A 15529-nucleotide genomic window follows, 5' to 3' on the forward strand; every position below is an offset into this window, starting at 1 on the left:
TCAACCCCCTGCAATAACCTGAAAAAACAGGATCTGGTCGCCTTCCTGCACGATTTGCTGTTCCCACTGCTCGCGCGGCAGGATCTGCTGATTGAGCGCCAGCGCCGCGCCCGGTTTAAGCTGATTGAGTTGCGTGAGCAGCTCACTGACGGTTTGCCCTGCGGCGCACTGCATCGGTTCATCATTGAACTGAATTTGCATGTCGCCCTCCGCATACCGGACAGCCGCTGGCACGACGCAGCGCCAGGCTGCGCCACTGGCTGGTTTTACCGTCAAACAGGCGTAGCTCTCCGCTGGGCGTCTCAATACCGCTGAGTAATTTAATCGCCTCCAGCGCCTGCAAAGTGCCCATCATGCCAACAACCGGTCCGACGATACCGGCGGTACGGCAGTTGCGTTCAGGCTCGACATCGTCCGGCCACAGGCAACGGTAGCAGCCTTGCTCCCACGGTGGCGTCAGTACCATCAATTGGCCGCCAAAGCCGACGGCGCTGGCGGTAATTAATGGTGTATTCAGTGCCACGCAGGCGGCGTTAATTTCCTGACGGGTCGCCATGTTGTCGGTACAGTCGAGCACCACGTCGGCGTGTGCTACCGCGTTTTTAAGCACATCGCCAGTCAGACGCTGTTGCAATACGATCAGCTTGCTACCGGGGTTGAGCTGCGCCAGCCGTAGCTTTGCCGCCTGCGCCTTCGGGTGGGCGATATCATCGGTGGTGAACAGAATTTGCCGCTGGAGATTGCTCAAATGGACATCGTCATCATCCGCCAGCGTCAGTGTGCCGATGCCTGCTCCCGCCAGATACAGCGCGGCGGGTGAACCTAACCCGCCTAAACCCACGATCAGCACATGACTCGCGAGCAGCTTTTGCTGGCCTTCAATGGCGATATCGCCGAGCAGGATTTGCCGGCTGTAGCGCATAAAGTCACGGTCATTCATCGCCGACTCCCACGATTGCCAGCAGTTGCGCGGTGGCTTCACGCCAGTCTGCCGCCTGGGTAATGGCGCTAACCACAGCCACGCTGCCGACGCCGGTCGCCAGTACCGCCGGAGCGCGTTCAAGGCTGATGCCGCCGATCGCGACGGTCGGGTAATCCGCCAGTCGTTCAATATGACTGGCCAACTGCGCCAGTCCCTGCGGGGCGGAAGGCATTTGCTTGGTTTGCGTCGGGAAGACGTGGCCGAGTGCGATATAAGAAGGCTTAGCGGCCAGCGCCACGTCTATCTCCATATCATCGTGGGTCGATACGCCCAGGCGTAAGCCCGCCGCCTGAATCGCTTTCAGGTCGGTGGTTTCAAGGTCTTCCTGGCCCAGATGCACGCCGTAAGCGCGGTGCTTAATTGCCAGACGCCAGTAATCGTTGATAAACAGGCGGGCGTCATAACGACGCCCCAGTGCGATGGCAGCGATAACATCCGCTTCCACCTCTTCATTGCGTTTATCTTTGATACGCAGCTGGATCGTGCGCACGCCCACCTCCAGTAGACGCTCAATCCATGCAACGCTGTCCACCACCGGGTAAAGCCCGAGACGGAACGGCACGGTCGGGAAATCAGGCTGATACATCAGACTTCCTCCCGCTTGAGATAGATTTCGCCGCCTTTGGCGCGGAAGTTTTCCGACATATCCGCCATGCCGACTTCAATGGCTTGCGCGGCGGCGTAATCGCGGACCTCCTGGCTGATTTTCATCGAGCAGAACTTTGGCCCGCACATGGAACAGAAGTGAGCGACCTTACCGGACTCCTGCGGTAGGGTTTCATCGTGATAAGCGCGGGCGGTGAACGGGTCGAGCGCGAGGTTAAACTGATCTTCCCAGCGGAATTCGAAGCGCGCTTTCGACATCGCGTTATCGCGGATCTGCGCGCCCGGATGTCCTTTGGCTAAGTCAGCGGCGTGGGCGGCGATTTTGTAGGTGATCAGCCCCTGCTTCACATCTTCTTTGTTTGGCAGGCCGAGATGTTCTTTCGGCGTCACGTAACACAGCATCGCGCAGCCAAACCAGCCGATCATCGCGGCGCCAATGCCGGAGGTGAAGTGGTCATAGCCCGGCGCGATATCGGTAGTCAACGGCCCTAAGGTGTAGAACGGCGCTTCGTGGCAGCTCTCCAGCTCTTCGGTCATGTTGCGCTGAATCATATGCATCGGCACGTGGCCCGGGCCTTCAATCATCACCTGCACGTCGTATTCCCAGGCGATTTTGGTCAGCTCGCCCAGCGTATGCAGCTCGGAGAACTGCGCTTCGTCGTTGGCGTCCTGAATGGAGCCGGGGCGCAGGCCGTCGCCCAGCGACAAGGAGACGTCGTAGGCGGCGCAAATTTCACAAATCTCGCGGAAATGTTCGAACAGGAAGTTCTCTTTGTGATGGGAGAGACACCACTTTGCCATGATGGAACCGCCGCGTGAGACAATCCCGGTCAGGCGTTTGGCGGTCATTGGCACGTAGCGCAGCAGCACGCCTGCGTGAATGGTGAAGTAGTCGACGCCCTGTTCAGCCTGCTCCAGCAGCGTGTCGCGGAACGCTTCCCAGGTAAGATCTTCGGCGATCCCGTTGACCTTCTCCAGCGCCTGGTAGATCGGGACGGTGCCGATCGGTACCGGGCTGTTACGCAGGATCCATTCGCGGGTTTCGTGGATATAGCGGCCGGTGGAGAGATCCATCACCGTGTCTGCGCCCCAGCGCGTTGACCACACCAGCTTCTCCACCTCTTCTTCGATGGAGGAGGTGACCGCCGAGTTACCGATGTTGGCATTCACTTTGACCAGGAAGTTGCGGCCGATAATCATCGGCTCCGATTCCGGGTGGTTGATGTTGGCAGGGATAATCGCGCGGCCCGCGGCGACTTCATCACGCACGAATTCCGGCGTAATGTTTTCCGGCAGGCGCGCGCCAAAGTTCATGCCCGGATGCTGGTGGCGCAGCACTTCACTGCGAATGCGCTCGCGGCCCATATTTTCACGGATGGCGATGAACTCCATTTCGGGAGTGACGATCCCCTTGCGGGCGTAGTGTAACTGGGTGACGCACTTGCCCGCTTTAGCGCGTTTTGGCGTCAGCAGGCCGGTAAAACGCAGATCGTCCAGGCCATCGTCGGCCAGACGTTCTCTGGTATAAGCCGAGCTACGGTCGTCTAATTCTTCGCTATCGTTACGTGCATCAATCCATGGCTGGCGCAGTTTCGCCAGACCCTGCTGGACGTTAATCGCCACCTCAGGATCGCCATAGGGGCCGGAGGTGTCGTATACCGGTACGGCTTCGTTCTCTTCAAACTGCGGGTTGTCTTTACTGCCGCCGATGAGCGTGGGGCTCAGTTGAATTTCGCGCATCGGTACGCGAATATCATGCTGCGAACCGGTCACGTAGATGCGTTTCGAGTTGGGAAACGCGGTGCCTTCCAGCGTATCGATAAAATGCTGGGCTTTAGCGCGCTGCTCGCGGCGGGTTAACGTTGTTGTAGACATAGCTCATTCCAAAAAATTAAGGACGTGGCTTGTCAGACGACGGATGGAGTAATGGATGTGCGCCGCCCGTAAAGGCAGCAGCATAAAGCAGAATTACTCTTGTTCCCTTCGCAGGTATTAACCTGATCAGGTTCCGCGGATCCCGAATTAACGGTCTCAGCCTTTTCCACTTCATCCTTCGCGCTGCCTCTTCGTTGGCTTCGTCCGCTCACTCCAGTCACTTACTTATGTAAGCTCCTGGAGATTCACCGACTTGCCGCCTTGACGCATCACGAACGCTTTTGTGGAAAATTAGCACTCCGACAAGATAACCGCCCCTCCGAAGAGGGGGCTGAAGTAAACTACCCGTTACTCGCGCAGAACTCAAGCGGGACGTTTGACTCTGGCGCCGTCGTGCATCGCGTCAAACACCAGCATAATCAGCTTGTCTTCCAGCACAAAGCGGGCTTCCAGCGCTTCGCCGATATCTGACAGAGCTTGTTGAAATTCGAGACAATTATCGTGATCGATGGCAGTTTCCAGGCTGGTGTCGTAATAATCCATAATGCGCTGCGTATTATCTTCCAGCAGCGGCCAGATTTTTGCCGCATGTAAAAGCTGACCGTTTCCTTCCAATTTATGGAGAATACGTTCATAAATACTGAAGTGCCCGGCGGAAAGGTAATCGACCAGGCTCTGACAAAAATTATCCAGCGCTTTTTCATTCAGCCGCATGTACGATTCTTTGCCAGGCTTAATGCCAACCAGGTTGTAGTAAGCTACGAGCAGGTGCTTACGTACATCCAGCCAGCGATCGACCAGTTTGTTGCTTCCGCCAACGCGCTCCGTCAGGTTTTCCAGCTGGTTTAGCATGATTGTCTCCGCAAGTTAGATAAAAGGCTGCTCGCCATGAATGTAAAAATAATGTTAACAACATGCCAGTGAAGCAAAGGTAGTGCAAGAGCTATGGATCGTATAATTGAAAAATTAGAGAGTGGCTGGTGGATCGTCAGCCATGAACAAAAATTATGGTTGCCGTATGGGGAATTACCACACGGGCTGGCAGCAAATTTCGATCTTGTGGGGCAGCGCGCACTCCGGATAGGTGAATGGCAAGGCGAGCCCGTCTGGCTGGTGTTACAGCATCGACGCCATGATATGGGATCGGTTCGCCAGGTTATCGATCAGGATGCAGGGCTGTTCCAACTGGCGGGACGTGGCGTACAGTTGGCGGAGTTTTACCGATCGCATAAATTTTGCGGCTATTGCGGGCACCCTATGCACCCGAGTAAAACCGAATGGGCGATGCTGTGCAGCCATTGCCGCGAGCGTTACTACCCGCAAATCGCCCCTTGCATTATCGTCGCGATCCGCCGTGAGGATTCGATCCTCCTTGCCCAGCACGTTCGCCACCGCAACGGCGTGCATACCGTGCTGGCCGGGTTTGTTGAAGTCGGCGAAACCTTAGAACAGGCGGTCGCGCGAGAGGTAATGGAGGAGAGCGGGATTAAGGTGAAAAATCTGCGCTATGTGACTTCCCAGCCGTGGCCTTTCCCGCAGTCGTTGATGACCGCTTTTATGGCGGAGTATGACAGCGGCGAGATTGCCATCGACCCGAAAGAACTGTTGGAAGCAAATTGGTACCATTATGACGATCTGCCGCTACTACCGCCACCGGGCACCGTCGCGCGCCGTTTGATCGAAGATACGGTGGCAATGTGTCGGGCTGAATATGATTGACATGTTACACTGGGCGCATCAACGCTAAAGGAATGTAAAAATGACCGAACTCAAAAACGATCGTTATCTACGTGCGCTGCTGCGCCAGCCCGTTGATGTTACGCCAGTGTGGATGATGCGCCAGGCGGGCCGTTATCTACCGGAGTACAAAGCCACTCGCGCTCAGGCGGGCGATTTTATGTCGCTGTGCAAAAATGCCGAACTGGCCTGCGAGGTCACTTTACAGCCGCTGCGCCGTTATCCGCTTGATGCGGCGATCCTTTTCTCGGATATCCTGACGATTCCGGACGCGATGGGCCTGGGGCTCTATTTTGAAGCTGGGGAAGGCCCGCGCTTTACAGCCCCTGTCACCTGCAAAGCCGACGTTGAAAAACTGCCGATTCCGGATCCAGAAGGTGAACTGGGCTACGTGATGAATGCGGTGCGTACGATTCGCCGCGAACTAAAAGGCGAGGTTCCGCTGATCGGCTTCTCCGGCAGCCCGTGGACGCTGGCGACTTACATGGTGGAAGGCGGCAGTAGCAAAGCCTTCACGGTGATTAAAAAGATGATGTACGCTGACCCGCAGGCGTTGCATCTGCTGCTGGATAAGTTGGCGAAAAGCGTCACGCTGTACCTCAACGCGCAGATTAAAGCGGGTGCGCAGTCGGTGATGATTTTCGATACCTGGGGCGGCGTGCTGACTGGCCGCGATTACCAGCAATTCTCCCTCTACTACATGCATAAAATCGTCGATGGCCTGCTGCGTGAAAACGACGGTCGCCGCGTGCCGGTAACGCTGTTCACTAAAGGTGGCGGTCAGTGGCTGGAGGCGATGGCGGAAACCGGCTGCGACGCGCTGGGTCTCGACTGGACGACAGATATCGCTGATGCGCGCCGTCGCGTTGGCCATAAAGTGGCGCTGCAGGGCAATATGGACCCCTCGATGCTGTATGCGCCACCGGCACGGATCGAAGACGAAGTAGCGACTATACTTGCTGGTTTCGGTCAGGGAGAAGGGCACGTCTTTAACCTTGGACATGGCATCCATCAGGATGTGCCGCCAGAACATGCTGGCGCATTTGTGGAGGCAGTGCACCGACTTTCTGCGCAGTATCACAACTAAGGAGTTAGTATGGATCTCGCGTCGCTACGCGCTCAACAGATAGAACTTGCTTCATCGGTTTGCCGCGAAGATCGCCTGGACAAAGATCCGCCAGCGTTTATCGGCGGGGCGGACGTCGGTTTTGAGCAGGGGGGCGAGGTGACGCGGGCGGCGATGGTATTGCTGAAATATCCGTCGCTTGAACTGGTCGAGTACAAGGTGGCGCGTATTGCCACCACCATGCCGTATATCCCCGGCTTTCTCTCTTTTCGTGAATATCCTGCTCTGCTGGCGGCGTGGGAACAGCTCTCGCAAAAGCCCGATTTGCTGTTTGTGGACGGTCACGGTATTTCGCATCCGCGTCGGCTTGGCGTCGCCAGTCATTTTGGACTGTTGGTGGACGTGCCGACCATCGGCGTAGCGAAAAAACGGCTATGCGGTAAATTTGAGCCACTTTCCGCCGAACCTGGCGCACTTAGCCCCTTAATGGATAAAGGCGAGCAACTGGCGTGGGTATGGCGCAGCAAGGCGCGCTGTAATCCGCTGTTTATCGCGACAGGGCACCGGGTCAGTACTGACAGCGCGCTGGCGTGGGTACAGCGCTGTATGAAAGGGTATCGCCTGCCGGAGCCGACGCGCTGGGCGGATGCCGTCGCTTCCGGGCGTCCGGCGTTTGTTCGTTGGCAAGAAATTCAGCGCTGATTCAGGTAAACTGCCGCTAATTTCCGATTCGAGATTCCATCATGTTACAAAACCCGATTCATTTGCGTCTGGAGCGGCTGGAAAGCTGGCAGCACGTTACCTTTATGGCCTGCTTGTGCGAGCGCATGTACCCGAACTACGCCATGTTTTGCAAGCAGACGGAATTCGGCGACGGACAGATCTACCGTCGCATTCTGGATCTGATCTGGGAAACCCTGACGGTGAAAGATGCAAAGGTCAATTTCGATAGCCAACTGGAGAAGTTTGAAGAGGCAATTCCGGCAGCTGACGACTATGATCTGTACGGCGTTTACCCAGCGATTGATGCCTGCGTCGCATTAAGCGAATTAATGCATTCTCGTCTTAGCGGCGAAACGCTGGAACACGCTATTGAGGTTAGTAAGACTTCCATTACTACGGTGGCGATGTTGGAAATGACTCAGGCTGGTCGGGAAATGACCGATGAGGAGCTCAAAACGAACCCTGCCGTTGAACAGGAATGGGATATTCAGTGGGAAATATTCCGACTTTTAGCCGACTGCGAAGAACGCGATATTGAACTGATAAAAGGGCTCAGGGCAGACCTGCGCGAGGCTGGTGAGAGCAATATCGGTATAAATTTTCAGCAATGACACCAGAAAACGTGATTTAACGTCTGATTTGTCGTGCCATAAGGCTTCCCTTATGCCCCCCGTCTGGTCTACATTTGGGAGGCGAAAAAAAGTGGCTATCGGTGCGTGTATGCAGGAGAGTGCTTTTCTGGCATTTCCGTCGCACTCGATGCTTAGCAAGCGATAAACACATTGTAAGGATAACTTATGAACAAGACTCAACTGATTGATGTAATTGCAGACAAAGCAGAACTGTCCAAAACCCAGGCTAAAGCTGCTCTGGAATCCACTCTGGCTGCTATTACTGAGTCTCTGAAAGAAGGCGATGCTGTACAACTGGTTGGTTTCGGTACCTTCAAAGTGAACCACCGTGCTGAGCGCACTGGCCGTAACCCACAGACCGGTAAAGAAATCAAAATCGCAGCCGCTAACGTACCGGCGTTTGTTTCTGGTAAAGCTCTGAAAGACGCAGTTAAGTAAGACGCATAACTGTGAACAGTTTTATCGAAGGGGCTCATCAGCCCCTTTTGTCTGTCTGGCGTCGCGCGTTTCTGTTTTCTGGCGCGCTGTTGCTGACTGCCTGCAGTCATAACGCTTCACCGCCTCCGTTTACTGCCAGCGGCTTTGCCGGCGATCACGGCGCGGTGCGTATCTGGCGTAAAGATACGAACGATGAAGTCCATCTGCTTTCTGTTTTTAGCCCGTGGCATAGTGGTAGCACGACGACCAGCGAATATCGTTGGCAGGGTGATACGCTTTCGCTTATTGAACTCAATATTTACAGCAAACCTCCAGAACATATTCGCGCGCGTTTCGACGCTCATGGCGAACTCAGTTTTATGCAGCGTGAAGTCGGGGGGCAGAAGCAGCAGCTTTCCAACGATCAGATTGCCTTGTATCGCTATCGCGCCGAACAAATCCGTCAGACCAGCGACGCATTGCGCCTGGGGCGGGTCATACTACGCCAGGGACGCTGGCACGCCGACCATACGGTAACCACCTGTGAAGGTGAAACGCTGAAACCGGATCTGGATTCCTGGGCAATAAGCCACATTGAGCGCCGCCAGAACCACTCATCGGTAGAGGTGAGCGTAGCATGGCTGGAGGCGCCGGAAGGATCGCAACTTTTGCTGGTGGCGAATTCAGATTTCTGTCACTGGCAGCCGCAAGCGAAAACCTTTTGATGGAATACCGAATGGAGAAGCCGCCATTCGGCAAACATGCTTTACCAGTTTCCCATACCCATATGACCGCCGCCGCGATGATAACCGCCGCCATAGCCGCCGCAACCGCCATAGCCCATTCCTGCGCCGCGTGGTATGCCAGCCTGCGCCATCGCGACATCCCGTTTCACGCGTTGCTCATCTAACTTCTGGCCTAATGACTCCATCTCTTTGGCAACCGCGTTAATTTTCGCAGTATCCGGCGAACTGGCGGTCAGTAGCGCGTTGTATTCATAACGTTTGGATATCAGTTGCTGGCGCAGCGCGCTGGTCTGCGTATAGTAATCATCATAAATCTTCTGCGCCGTCGCCTGCTGTTCCGTGGTTAACGGGCTACCTCCCTGTTGCCACATACCGTCATTGTTGCCCCAGTGATGCCCGGCGAAGGCGGCGCCGGAGCTCAGGGCCAAAAGAGAGAGGGCGATTAGCGCGATAGCTGATTTATTGTTCCGTTTCATTTTGCGTTCTCCTGTTGCTCATCTTATCCTCTCTCTTGCATCTTCCGTGCCAGGTAACTATTCCTTGTCGGGCAGCGAGTTAACCCGCTTCAGGCGGCAAAAAGCGAGTAAAAATGACTCGCATGACCCGCCTGGCGAGTCATTTTTACCCACTAGTATCCGAAAGGGTGTGCGACACCGCGCGGTTATGCGGAGCAAAGAATGGCATGATCTCTGCTTAAGTAAGGAAAATAAAAACGAGCCGGGGAAGCCTGTGAGTTTTATACGATTACATAAAGATGCCGCTGCAACGTGGTTGAGTCGACTGTTACCTGCGGCGATCTTCATTCTGGTGGGGCTATTTTCCATTATGGTCATTCGCGACTATGGCCGTGAGAGCGCTGCCGCCAGGCAGACGCTGCTGGAAAAGGGAAATGTACTCATTCGCGTTCTGGAGTCCGGCACGCGAGTAGGTATGGGAATGCGGATGCATCACGCGCAGCAGCAGACATTGCTGGAAGAGATGGCGGGTCAGCCAGGCGTGTTGTGGTTCGCCGTAACGGATGCGCAGGGGGTAATCATCACTCATAGCAACCCTGGCATGGTGGGCAAATCGCTCTATTCCCCATCTGAAATGCATCAACTAAACCCCGGGCCGCAGGAGCGTTGGCGGCGTGTCGACGTTGCTGCTAACGGCGAGACGGTGCCTGCGCTGGAAATTTACCGTCAGTTCCAGCCGCTTTTCGGTATGAGAGGTCACGGTATGAGGGGGCTCGGCATGGCGCGTAGCGCCAATGACAACGAACCAGCGAAACAAACTATTTTTATTGCCTTTGACGCCAGCGAGCTGGCCGCGACACAGGCAAGGGAGTGGCGTAATACGCTGATTGTTTTGTCTGCGTTAGCGGCGGTGCTGTTGGCAACGTTACTGGCGTTTTTTTGGCATCAGCGTTATCAGCGCTCGCACAGAGAACTGCTTGATGCAATGAAGCGTAAAGAAAAGCTGGTGGCGATGGGGCATCTGGCGGCGGGCGTCGCGCACGAAATTCGTAACCCGCTCTCGTCCATCAAAGGGCTGGCGAAATACTTTGCCGAGCGCACGCCTGCCGGCGGCGAGTCGCATGAACTGGCGCAGGTGATGACCAAAGAGGCCGACCGTTTGAACCGGGTGGTAAGCGAATTGCTCGAACTGGTAAAGCCCGCGCATCTGACGCTCCAGGCGGTTAACCTCAATGATATTATTACTCACTCCCTGAATCTGGTCAGTCAGGATGCCCAAAGCAGAGAGATTCAGTTGAGATTCACGGCGAATGAGACGCTTAAGCGTATTCAGGCTGACCCGGACAGGCTGACTCAGGTGCTGTTGAATCTGTACCTGAACGCTATTCATGCGATTGGCCGCCAGGGAACGATTACCGTAGAGGCAAAAGAAAGTGGGACCGACCGCGTTATCATCACTGTTACCGATAGCGGGAAAGGGATCGCCCCGGATCAGCTGGAGGCGATTTTTACGCCTTATTTTACGACCAAAGCTGACGGGACAGGCCTGGGGCTGGCGGTGGTGCAAAATATCATCGAACAGCATGGCGGTGCGATTAAGGTGAAAAGTATTGAGGGTAAAGGCGCGGTCTTTACTATCTGGTTGCCAGTGATAGCGAGACAACAGGATTAACAAGGGTGATACGCGGAAAAATCGATATTCTGGTTGTGGATGATGATGTAAGCCACTGCACGATTTTACAGGCGCTGCTTCGGGGCTGGGGCTATAACGTCGCTCTGGCCTACAGTGGGCATGATGCGTTGGCTCAGGTGCGTGAGAAAGTCTTTGATCTGGTACTGTGCGATGTGCGTATGGCGGAGATGGACGGTATCGCCACGCTGAAGGAGATTAAAGCGCTCAATCCCGCCATTCCGATTTTGATTATGACGGCATTTTCCAGCGTGGAAACGGCGGTAGAGGCGTTGAAAGCCGGCGCGCTTGACTATTTAATTAAACCGCTGGATTTTGACCGTCTGCAGGAGACGCTGGAAAAGGCGTTGGCGCATACGCGGGAAACGGGCGCTGAATTGCCATCGGCGTCGGCTGCGCAGTTTGGCATGATTGGCAGCAGTCCGGCGATGCAACATTTACTGAATGAAATCGCGATGGTCGCACCATCAGACGCCACGGTATTGATTCACGGAGACTCCGGCACGGGTAAAGAGCTGGTGGCGCGGGCGCTACACGCCTGTAGCGCCAGGAGCGATAAACCGCTGGTCACGCTCAACTGCGCGGCGCTTAATGAATCGCTGCTGGAGTCCGAGCTGTTCGGACACGAAAAAGGCGCGTTTACCGGCGCGGATAAACGTCGGGAAGGACGCTTTGTCGAAGCTGACGGCGGGACATTGTTTCTTGATGAAATCGGCGATATCTCGCCGTTAATGCAGGTACGTTTGCTGCGGGCGATTCAGGAGCGCGAAGTGCAACGCGTGGGAAGTAACCAGACGATATCTGTAGATGTTCGATTGATTGCCGCTACCCACCGCGACCTGGCGGAAGAGGTGAGTGCCGGTCGCTTTCGCCAGGATCTCTATTACCGCCTGAATGTGGTGGCGATTGAAATGCCTTCTTTGCGCCAGCGTCGGGAAGATATTCCGCTACTGGCAGACCATTTTCTGCGGCGTTTTGCCGAACGTAACCGCAAAGCGGTGAAGGGGTTTACGCCGCAGGCGATGGATCTGCTGATCCACTACGACTGGCCGGGCAATATCCGTGAGCTGGAAAACGCTATCGAGCGGGCGGTGGTGTTGCTGACGGGAGAATACATTTCTGAACGCGAATTGCCTCTCGCTATTGCCGCGACGCCGATAAAAACAGAATGCAGTGGCGAGATCCAGCCGCTGGTGGAAGTGGAGAAAGAGGTGATTCTGGCGGCGCTGGAAAAAACGGGCGGCAACAAAACGGAAGCCGCCCGTCAGTTAGGCATTACGCGTAAAACGCTGCTGGCGAAAATTTCGCGTTAGCGCTGTTCGCGTTCGATGGCGCGCCAGCCGATGTCGTTACGGCTGAAGCTGCCGTCCCAGCGGATGTCGGTCATCAAGGCGTAAGCGCGTTTCTGCGCCTCAGCCACGGTGTGGCCCAGCGCGGTGGCGCACAGTACGCGACCGCCGCTGGTCAACACGCGATCGTCATCGGCGAGTTTGGTGCCCGCGTGGAAAACTTTACCGTCAGCCACTTCTTCCAGCGGCAGGCCGTGGATCTCGTCGCCGGTGCTGTAGCTGCCCGGATAACCGCCCGCGGCGATCACCACGCCTAATGAAGCGCGTTCGTCCCACTCGGAGGTTTTCTCATCCAGCTTGCCGTCGCAGGCGGCCAGGCAAAGATCCACCAGGTCCGACTTCATGCGTAGCATGATCGGCTGGGTTTCCGGATCGCCGAAGCGGCAGTTGAACTCGATAACTTTCGGGTTGCCCTGCTTGTCGATCATTAGACCCGCATACAGGAAACCGGTGTAAGTGTTACCTTCCGCCGCCATGCCTTTCACGGTTGGCCAGATGATGCGTTCCATGGTGCGCTGGTGCACTTCATCAGTCACCACCGGCGCCGGTGAGTAGGCCCCCATACCGCCAGTGTTCGGGCCGGTATCGCCGTTACCTACGCGCTTGTGGTCCTGGCTGGTGGCCATCGGCAGCACGTGCTCGCCGTCGACCATCACGATAAAGCTCGCTTCTTCGCCGTCGAGGAACTCTTCAATCACGATGCGGTGGCCCGCGTCGCCAAAGGCGTTGCCTGCCAGCATGTCATGAACGGCGGCTTCGGCTTCTTCCAGCGTCATCGCCACGATAACGCCTTTGCCTGCAGCCAGACCATCGGCCTTGATGACGATCGGCGCGCCTTTCTCACGCAGATAAGCCAGGGCTGGCTCAATCTCGGTGAAATTCTGGTATTCCGCCGTCGGAATCTGGTGACGAGCGAGGAAATCTTTGGTGAACGCTTTGGAGCCTTCCAGTTGCGCGGCCCCTTCGGTTGGGCCAAAGATCTTCAGGCCCGCCGCGCGGAACGCATCGACCACGCCAATCACCAGCGGCGCTTCCGGGCCGACGATGGTCAGATCAATCTTCTCGTTCTGGGCAAAGCTCAGCAGCGCCGGAATATCGGTGACGCCGATAGCCACGTTCTGCAACGCGGGCTCCAGTGCGGTACCGGCGTTACCCGGTGCGACAAAAACGGTATCAACCAGCGGCGACTGTGCGGCTTTCCAGGCCAGCGCGTGTTCGCGCCCGCCGTTACCAATGACTAAAACTTTCATCGTCTGCTCCCTGAATTAATGGCGGAAGTGGCGCATGTCGGTGAAGATCATCGCAATGCCGTGTTCGTCGGCGGCGGCAATCACCTCTTCGTCGCGAATCGAACCGCCAGGCTGGATAACGCAGCTCACGCCGACAGCGGCAGCGGCATCAATACCGTCACGGAACGGGAAGAAGGCGTCGGAGGCCATCGCGGAGCCTTTCACTTCCAGACCTTCGTCAGCCGCTTTAATCCCGGCGATTTTGGCGGAGTACACGCGGCTCATCTGGCCTGCGCCTATGCCGATGGTCATGTTCTCTTTGGCATACACAATGGCGTTGGATTTCACGAACTTTGCCACTTTCCAGCAGAACAGCGCATCGCGCAGTTCCTGCTCAGTCGGCTGGCGTTTAGAGACCACGCGCAGTTCAGCTTCGCTCACCATACCCAGATCCCTGTCCTGAACCAGCAGGCCGCCGTTAACGCGTTTAAAGTCGAGGCCCGGTACGCGCTGTGCCCACTGGCCACAGGTCAGGACGCGAACGTTCTGTTTAGCGGCAGTGATCTTCAGCGCTTCTTCGGTCGCAGATGGTGCGATGATCACTTCGACAAACTGGCGGGAGATGATGGCCTGCGCGGTTTCAGCATCCAGCTCGCGGTTAAAGGCGATGATGCCGCCGAACGCGGAGGTCGGGTCGGTTTTATAGGCGCGATCGTAAGCGTCGAGAATAGAGGTACTTACCGCCACGCCGCACGGGTTAGCGTGCTTGACGATTACGCAGGCTGGCTCGTTGAACGCTTTCACACACTCCAGCGCCGCGTCGGTATCGGCGATGTTGTTGTAGGAAAGCGCTTTGCCCTGAACCTGTTGTGCGGTGGCAACGGACGCTTCTTTCACATTCTCTTCTATATAGAAGGCAGCCTGCTGGTGGCTGTTCTCGCCGTAGCGCATATCCTGCTTCTTAATGAAGTTCAGATTCAGCGTACGCGGGAAGCGACCGGCGGCTTCTTTGCTTTCACCGTGGTAGGCCGGAACCATGCTGCCGAAGTAGTTAGCGATCATGCTGTCGTAGGCGGCGGTGTGTTCGAAGGCTTTAATCGCGAGATCGAAACGGGTGTCGAGGGTCAGAGAACCTTCGTTAGCATCCATCTCTTTAATAATGGCGTCGTAGTCGCTGCTCTTCACCACGATAGCGACGTCTTTATGGTTCTTCGCAGCAGAGCGCACCATGGTCGGGCCGCCGATATCGATGTTCTCTACCGCATCTTCCAGCGAGCAGCCTTCGCGTGCTACGGTTTCGGCGAACGGATACAGGTTAACGACAACCATATCGATAGGGGCGATGTGGTGCTGCTCCATGATCGCATCGTCCTGGCCGCGACGACCGAGGATGCCGCCGTGGACTTTTGGATGCAGGGTCTTTACGCGTCCATCCATCATTTCCGGGAAACCGGTGTAATCGGAAACTTCGGTCACCGGCAGGCCTTTTTCTGCTAACAGGCGGGCTGTGCCCCCCGTAGACAGCAGCTCCACACCGCGTGCGGAAAGTGCCTGGGCGAATTCGATGATACCGGCCTTGTCAGAAACACTGAGCAGAGCGCGGCGGACTGGACGACGTTGTTGCATGGTAAATCCCCTGGATTTGACGATTACAGAGAGCGTTAGCTGAATTTTTCGTGAAAAACTCAGCTAACGCCCCTTATGGGGCATCCTCATTTTGCGGCGACATTGTAACGAAAACGTTTGCGCAACGCTCGCGAATTTTTCTTTTTAAATTCTGGCCCTGCTTTTATCCCTGAAAGATCATTTGCAGAGTGAGAAGATCCAGGAAATGAACGCGCATTTTGTGGATAAGTCTGTGCGTAAATGGTATAACTAGGGGTTTTGCTGGGGAATGCAGCAAACGGTCATTTTTCTGCAATTTTTCTATTGCGGTCAGCAGAGAACTCCCTATAATGCGCCTCCATCGACACGGCGGATGTGAATCACTTCACACAAACAGCCGGTCGGTTGAAGAGAAAA

At 55.9% G+C, this 15529-nt stretch carries 16 protein-coding genes and 1 riboswitch; of the genes, 8 read left to right on the plus strand and 8 right to left on the minus strand.

Annotated elements, in window-relative coordinates; genetic code table 11:
- From thiS to rsd, 5 genes are all read right to left on the minus strand, one after another.
- The gene (gene thiS, locus ACLJRU_RS22235) at positions 1 to 201 is read right to left on the minus strand and encodes a sulfur carrier protein ThiS (protein WP_001166830.1); all 201 of its coding nucleotides are present in this window, start codon (positions 199 to 201) and stop codon (positions 1 to 3) included.
- Positions 182 to 940, minus strand: coding sequence for a HesA/MoeB/ThiF family protein (locus ACLJRU_RS22240; RefSeq protein ID WP_000999763.1), 759 nt, complete (start codon positions 938 to 940; stop codon positions 182 to 184). The genes thiS and ACLJRU_RS22240 overlap by 20 nt, the downstream gene beginning before the upstream one ends.
- On the minus strand, positions 933 to 1568 hold the full coding sequence (gene thiE, locus ACLJRU_RS22245; protein ID WP_000284645.1) for a thiamine phosphate synthase: 636 nt from the start codon (positions 1566 to 1568) through the stop codon (positions 933 to 935). Before thiE ends, ACLJRU_RS22240 begins: the two co-directional genes overlap by 8 nt.
- Positions 1568 to 3463: a phosphomethylpyrimidine synthase ThiC gene (gene thiC, locus ACLJRU_RS22250; RefSeq protein WP_001541272.1), complete on the minus strand. Its 1896-nt coding sequence runs from the start codon at positions 3461 to 3463 to the stop codon at positions 1568 to 1570. The genes thiE and thiC overlap by 1 nt, the downstream gene beginning before the upstream one ends.
- 86 nt (positions 3464 to 3549) lie before the next feature.
- A riboswitch (TPP riboswitch) is annotated at positions 3550 to 3774 on the minus strand.
- A gap of 52 nt (positions 3775 to 3826) precedes the next feature.
- On the minus strand, positions 3827 to 4315 hold the full coding sequence (gene rsd, locus ACLJRU_RS22255; protein WP_000934317.1) for a sigma D regulator: 489 nt from the start codon (positions 4313 to 4315) through the stop codon (positions 3827 to 3829).
- Positions 4316 to 4408: 93 nt separating this feature from the next.
- On the opposite strand from rsd, the gene nudC reads away from it, so the two are divergent.
- From nudC to ACLJRU_RS22285, 6 genes are all read left to right on the plus strand, one after another.
- Positions 4409 to 5182, plus strand: a complete 774-nt coding sequence (nudC, locus tag ACLJRU_RS22260; RefSeq protein WP_000373957.1) for an NAD(+) diphosphatase — start codon at positions 4409 to 4411, stop codon at positions 5180 to 5182.
- Positions 5183 to 5222: 40 nt separating this feature from the next.
- Positions 5223 to 6287 (plus strand): uroporphyrinogen decarboxylase, encoded by a 1065-nt coding sequence (gene hemE / locus ACLJRU_RS22265; protein WP_000137623.1) that lies wholly within the window; start codon positions 5223 to 5225, stop codon positions 6285 to 6287.
- A 9-nt stretch (positions 6288 to 6296) separates the two neighbouring features.
- Positions 6297 to 6968: a deoxyribonuclease V gene (gene nfi / locus ACLJRU_RS22270; RefSeq protein WP_000362359.1), complete on the plus strand. Its 672-nt coding sequence runs from the start codon at positions 6297 to 6299 to the stop codon at positions 6966 to 6968.
- 41 nt (positions 6969 to 7009) lie between these two features.
- Complete coding sequence (locus ACLJRU_RS22275) at positions 7010 to 7600, plus strand: YjaG family protein (protein ID WP_000940092.1); 591 nt, start codon at positions 7010 to 7012, stop codon at positions 7598 to 7600.
- Between the two features lie 186 nt (positions 7601 to 7786).
- Positions 7787 to 8059, plus strand: a complete 273-nt coding sequence (hupA, locus tag ACLJRU_RS22280; RefSeq protein WP_001044509.1) for a nucleoid-associated protein HU-alpha — start codon at positions 7787 to 7789, stop codon at positions 8057 to 8059.
- Between the two features lie 11 nt (positions 8060 to 8070).
- Positions 8071 to 8763, plus strand: coding sequence for a DUF1481 domain-containing protein (locus tag ACLJRU_RS22285; protein ID WP_001083926.1), 693 nt, complete (start codon positions 8071 to 8073; stop codon positions 8761 to 8763).
- Between the two features lie 41 nt (positions 8764 to 8804).
- On the opposite strand, the gene zraP is transcribed toward ACLJRU_RS22285, so the two are convergent.
- On the minus strand, positions 8805 to 9260 hold the full coding sequence (gene zraP / locus ACLJRU_RS22290; RefSeq protein ID WP_000828129.1) for a zinc resistance sensor/chaperone ZraP: 456 nt from the start codon (positions 9258 to 9260) through the stop codon (positions 8805 to 8807).
- Positions 9261 to 9513: 253 nt separating this feature from the next.
- Here zraP and zraS point away from each other — a divergent pair, with 253 nt between their 5' ends.
- Together zraS and zraR are read left to right on the plus strand one after the other, a co-directional pair.
- On the plus strand, positions 9514 to 10911 hold the full coding sequence (gene zraS / locus ACLJRU_RS22295; protein WP_023235452.1) for a two-component system sensor histidine kinase ZraS: 1398 nt from the start codon (positions 9514 to 9516) through the stop codon (positions 10909 to 10911).
- A 5-nt stretch (positions 10912 to 10916) separates the two neighbouring features.
- Positions 10917 to 12242: a sigma-54-dependent response regulator transcription factor ZraR gene (zraR, locus tag ACLJRU_RS22300; RefSeq protein ID WP_001541275.1), complete on the plus strand. Its 1326-nt coding sequence runs from the start codon at positions 10917 to 10919 to the stop codon at positions 12240 to 12242.
- Here the strand turns inward: zraR and purD are convergent.
- Positions 12239 to 13528 carry a phosphoribosylamine--glycine ligase gene (purD, locus tag ACLJRU_RS22305; protein ID WP_000866777.1) on the minus strand — a complete coding sequence of 430 codons (1290 nt, stop codon included), beginning with the start codon at positions 13526 to 13528 and terminating at the stop codon, positions 12239 to 12241. The two genes, zraR and purD, sit on opposite strands and share 4 nt — an antisense overlap.
- A gap of 15 nt (positions 13529 to 13543) precedes the next feature.
- The gene (gene purH / locus ACLJRU_RS22310; RefSeq protein WP_001187505.1) at positions 13544 to 15133 is read right to left on the minus strand and encodes a bifunctional phosphoribosylaminoimidazolecarboxamide formyltransferase/IMP cyclohydrolase; all 1590 of its coding nucleotides are present in this window, start codon (positions 15131 to 15133) and stop codon (positions 13544 to 13546) included.
- Positions 15134 to 15529: the final 396 nt, after the last annotated feature.

The sequence above is a fragment of the Salmonella sp. SAL00653 genome (assembly GCF_046552515.1).
Classification (GTDB): Bacteria; Pseudomonadota; Gammaproteobacteria; order Enterobacterales; family Enterobacteriaceae; genus Salmonella; species Salmonella enterica.

What these genes read in the sequence shown, in the direction of transcription:
- thiS (WP_001166830.1), bottom strand. Translation starts at nt 201, where the DNA reads ATGCAAATTCAGTTCAATGATGAACCGATGCAGTGCGCCGCAGGGCAA.
- ACLJRU_RS22240 (WP_000999763.1), bottom strand. Translation starts at nt 940, where the DNA reads ATGAATGACCGTGACTTTATGCGCTACAGCCGGCAAATCCTGCTCGGC.
- thiE (WP_000284645.1), bottom strand. Translation starts at nt 1,568, where the DNA reads ATGTATCAGCCTGATTTCCCGACCGTGCCGTTCCGTCTCGGGCTTTAC.
- thiC (WP_001541272.1), bottom strand. Translation starts at nt 3,463, where the DNA reads ATGTCTACAACAACGTTAACCCGCCGCGAGCAGCGCGCTAAAGCCCAG.
- rsd (WP_000934317.1), bottom strand. Translation starts at nt 4,315, where the DNA reads ATGCTAAACCAGCTGGAAAACCTGACGGAGCGCGTTGGCGGAAGCAAC.
- nudC (WP_000373957.1), top strand. Translation starts at nt 4,409, where the DNA reads ATGGATCGTATAATTGAAAAATTAGAGAGTGGCTGGTGGATCGTCAGC.
- hemE (WP_000137623.1), top strand. Translation starts at nt 5,223, where the DNA reads ATGACCGAACTCAAAAACGATCGTTATCTACGTGCGCTGCTGCGCCAG.
- nfi (WP_000362359.1), top strand. Translation starts at nt 6,297, where the DNA reads ATGGATCTCGCGTCGCTACGCGCTCAACAGATAGAACTTGCTTCATCG.
- ACLJRU_RS22275 (WP_000940092.1), top strand. Translation starts at nt 7,010, where the DNA reads ATGTTACAAAACCCGATTCATTTGCGTCTGGAGCGGCTGGAAAGCTGG.
- hupA (WP_001044509.1), top strand. Translation starts at nt 7,787, where the DNA reads ATGAACAAGACTCAACTGATTGATGTAATTGCAGACAAAGCAGAACTG.
- zraP (WP_000828129.1), bottom strand. Translation starts at nt 9,260, where the DNA reads ATGAAACGGAACAATAAATCAGCTATCGCGCTAATCGCCCTCTCTCTT.
- purD (WP_000866777.1), bottom strand. Translation starts at nt 13,528, where the DNA reads ATGAAAGTTTTAGTCATTGGTAACGGCGGGCGCGAACACGCGCTGGCC.
- purH (WP_001187505.1), bottom strand. Translation starts at nt 15,133, where the DNA reads ATGCAACAACGTCGTCCAGTCCGCCGCGCTCTGCTCAGTGTTTCTGAC.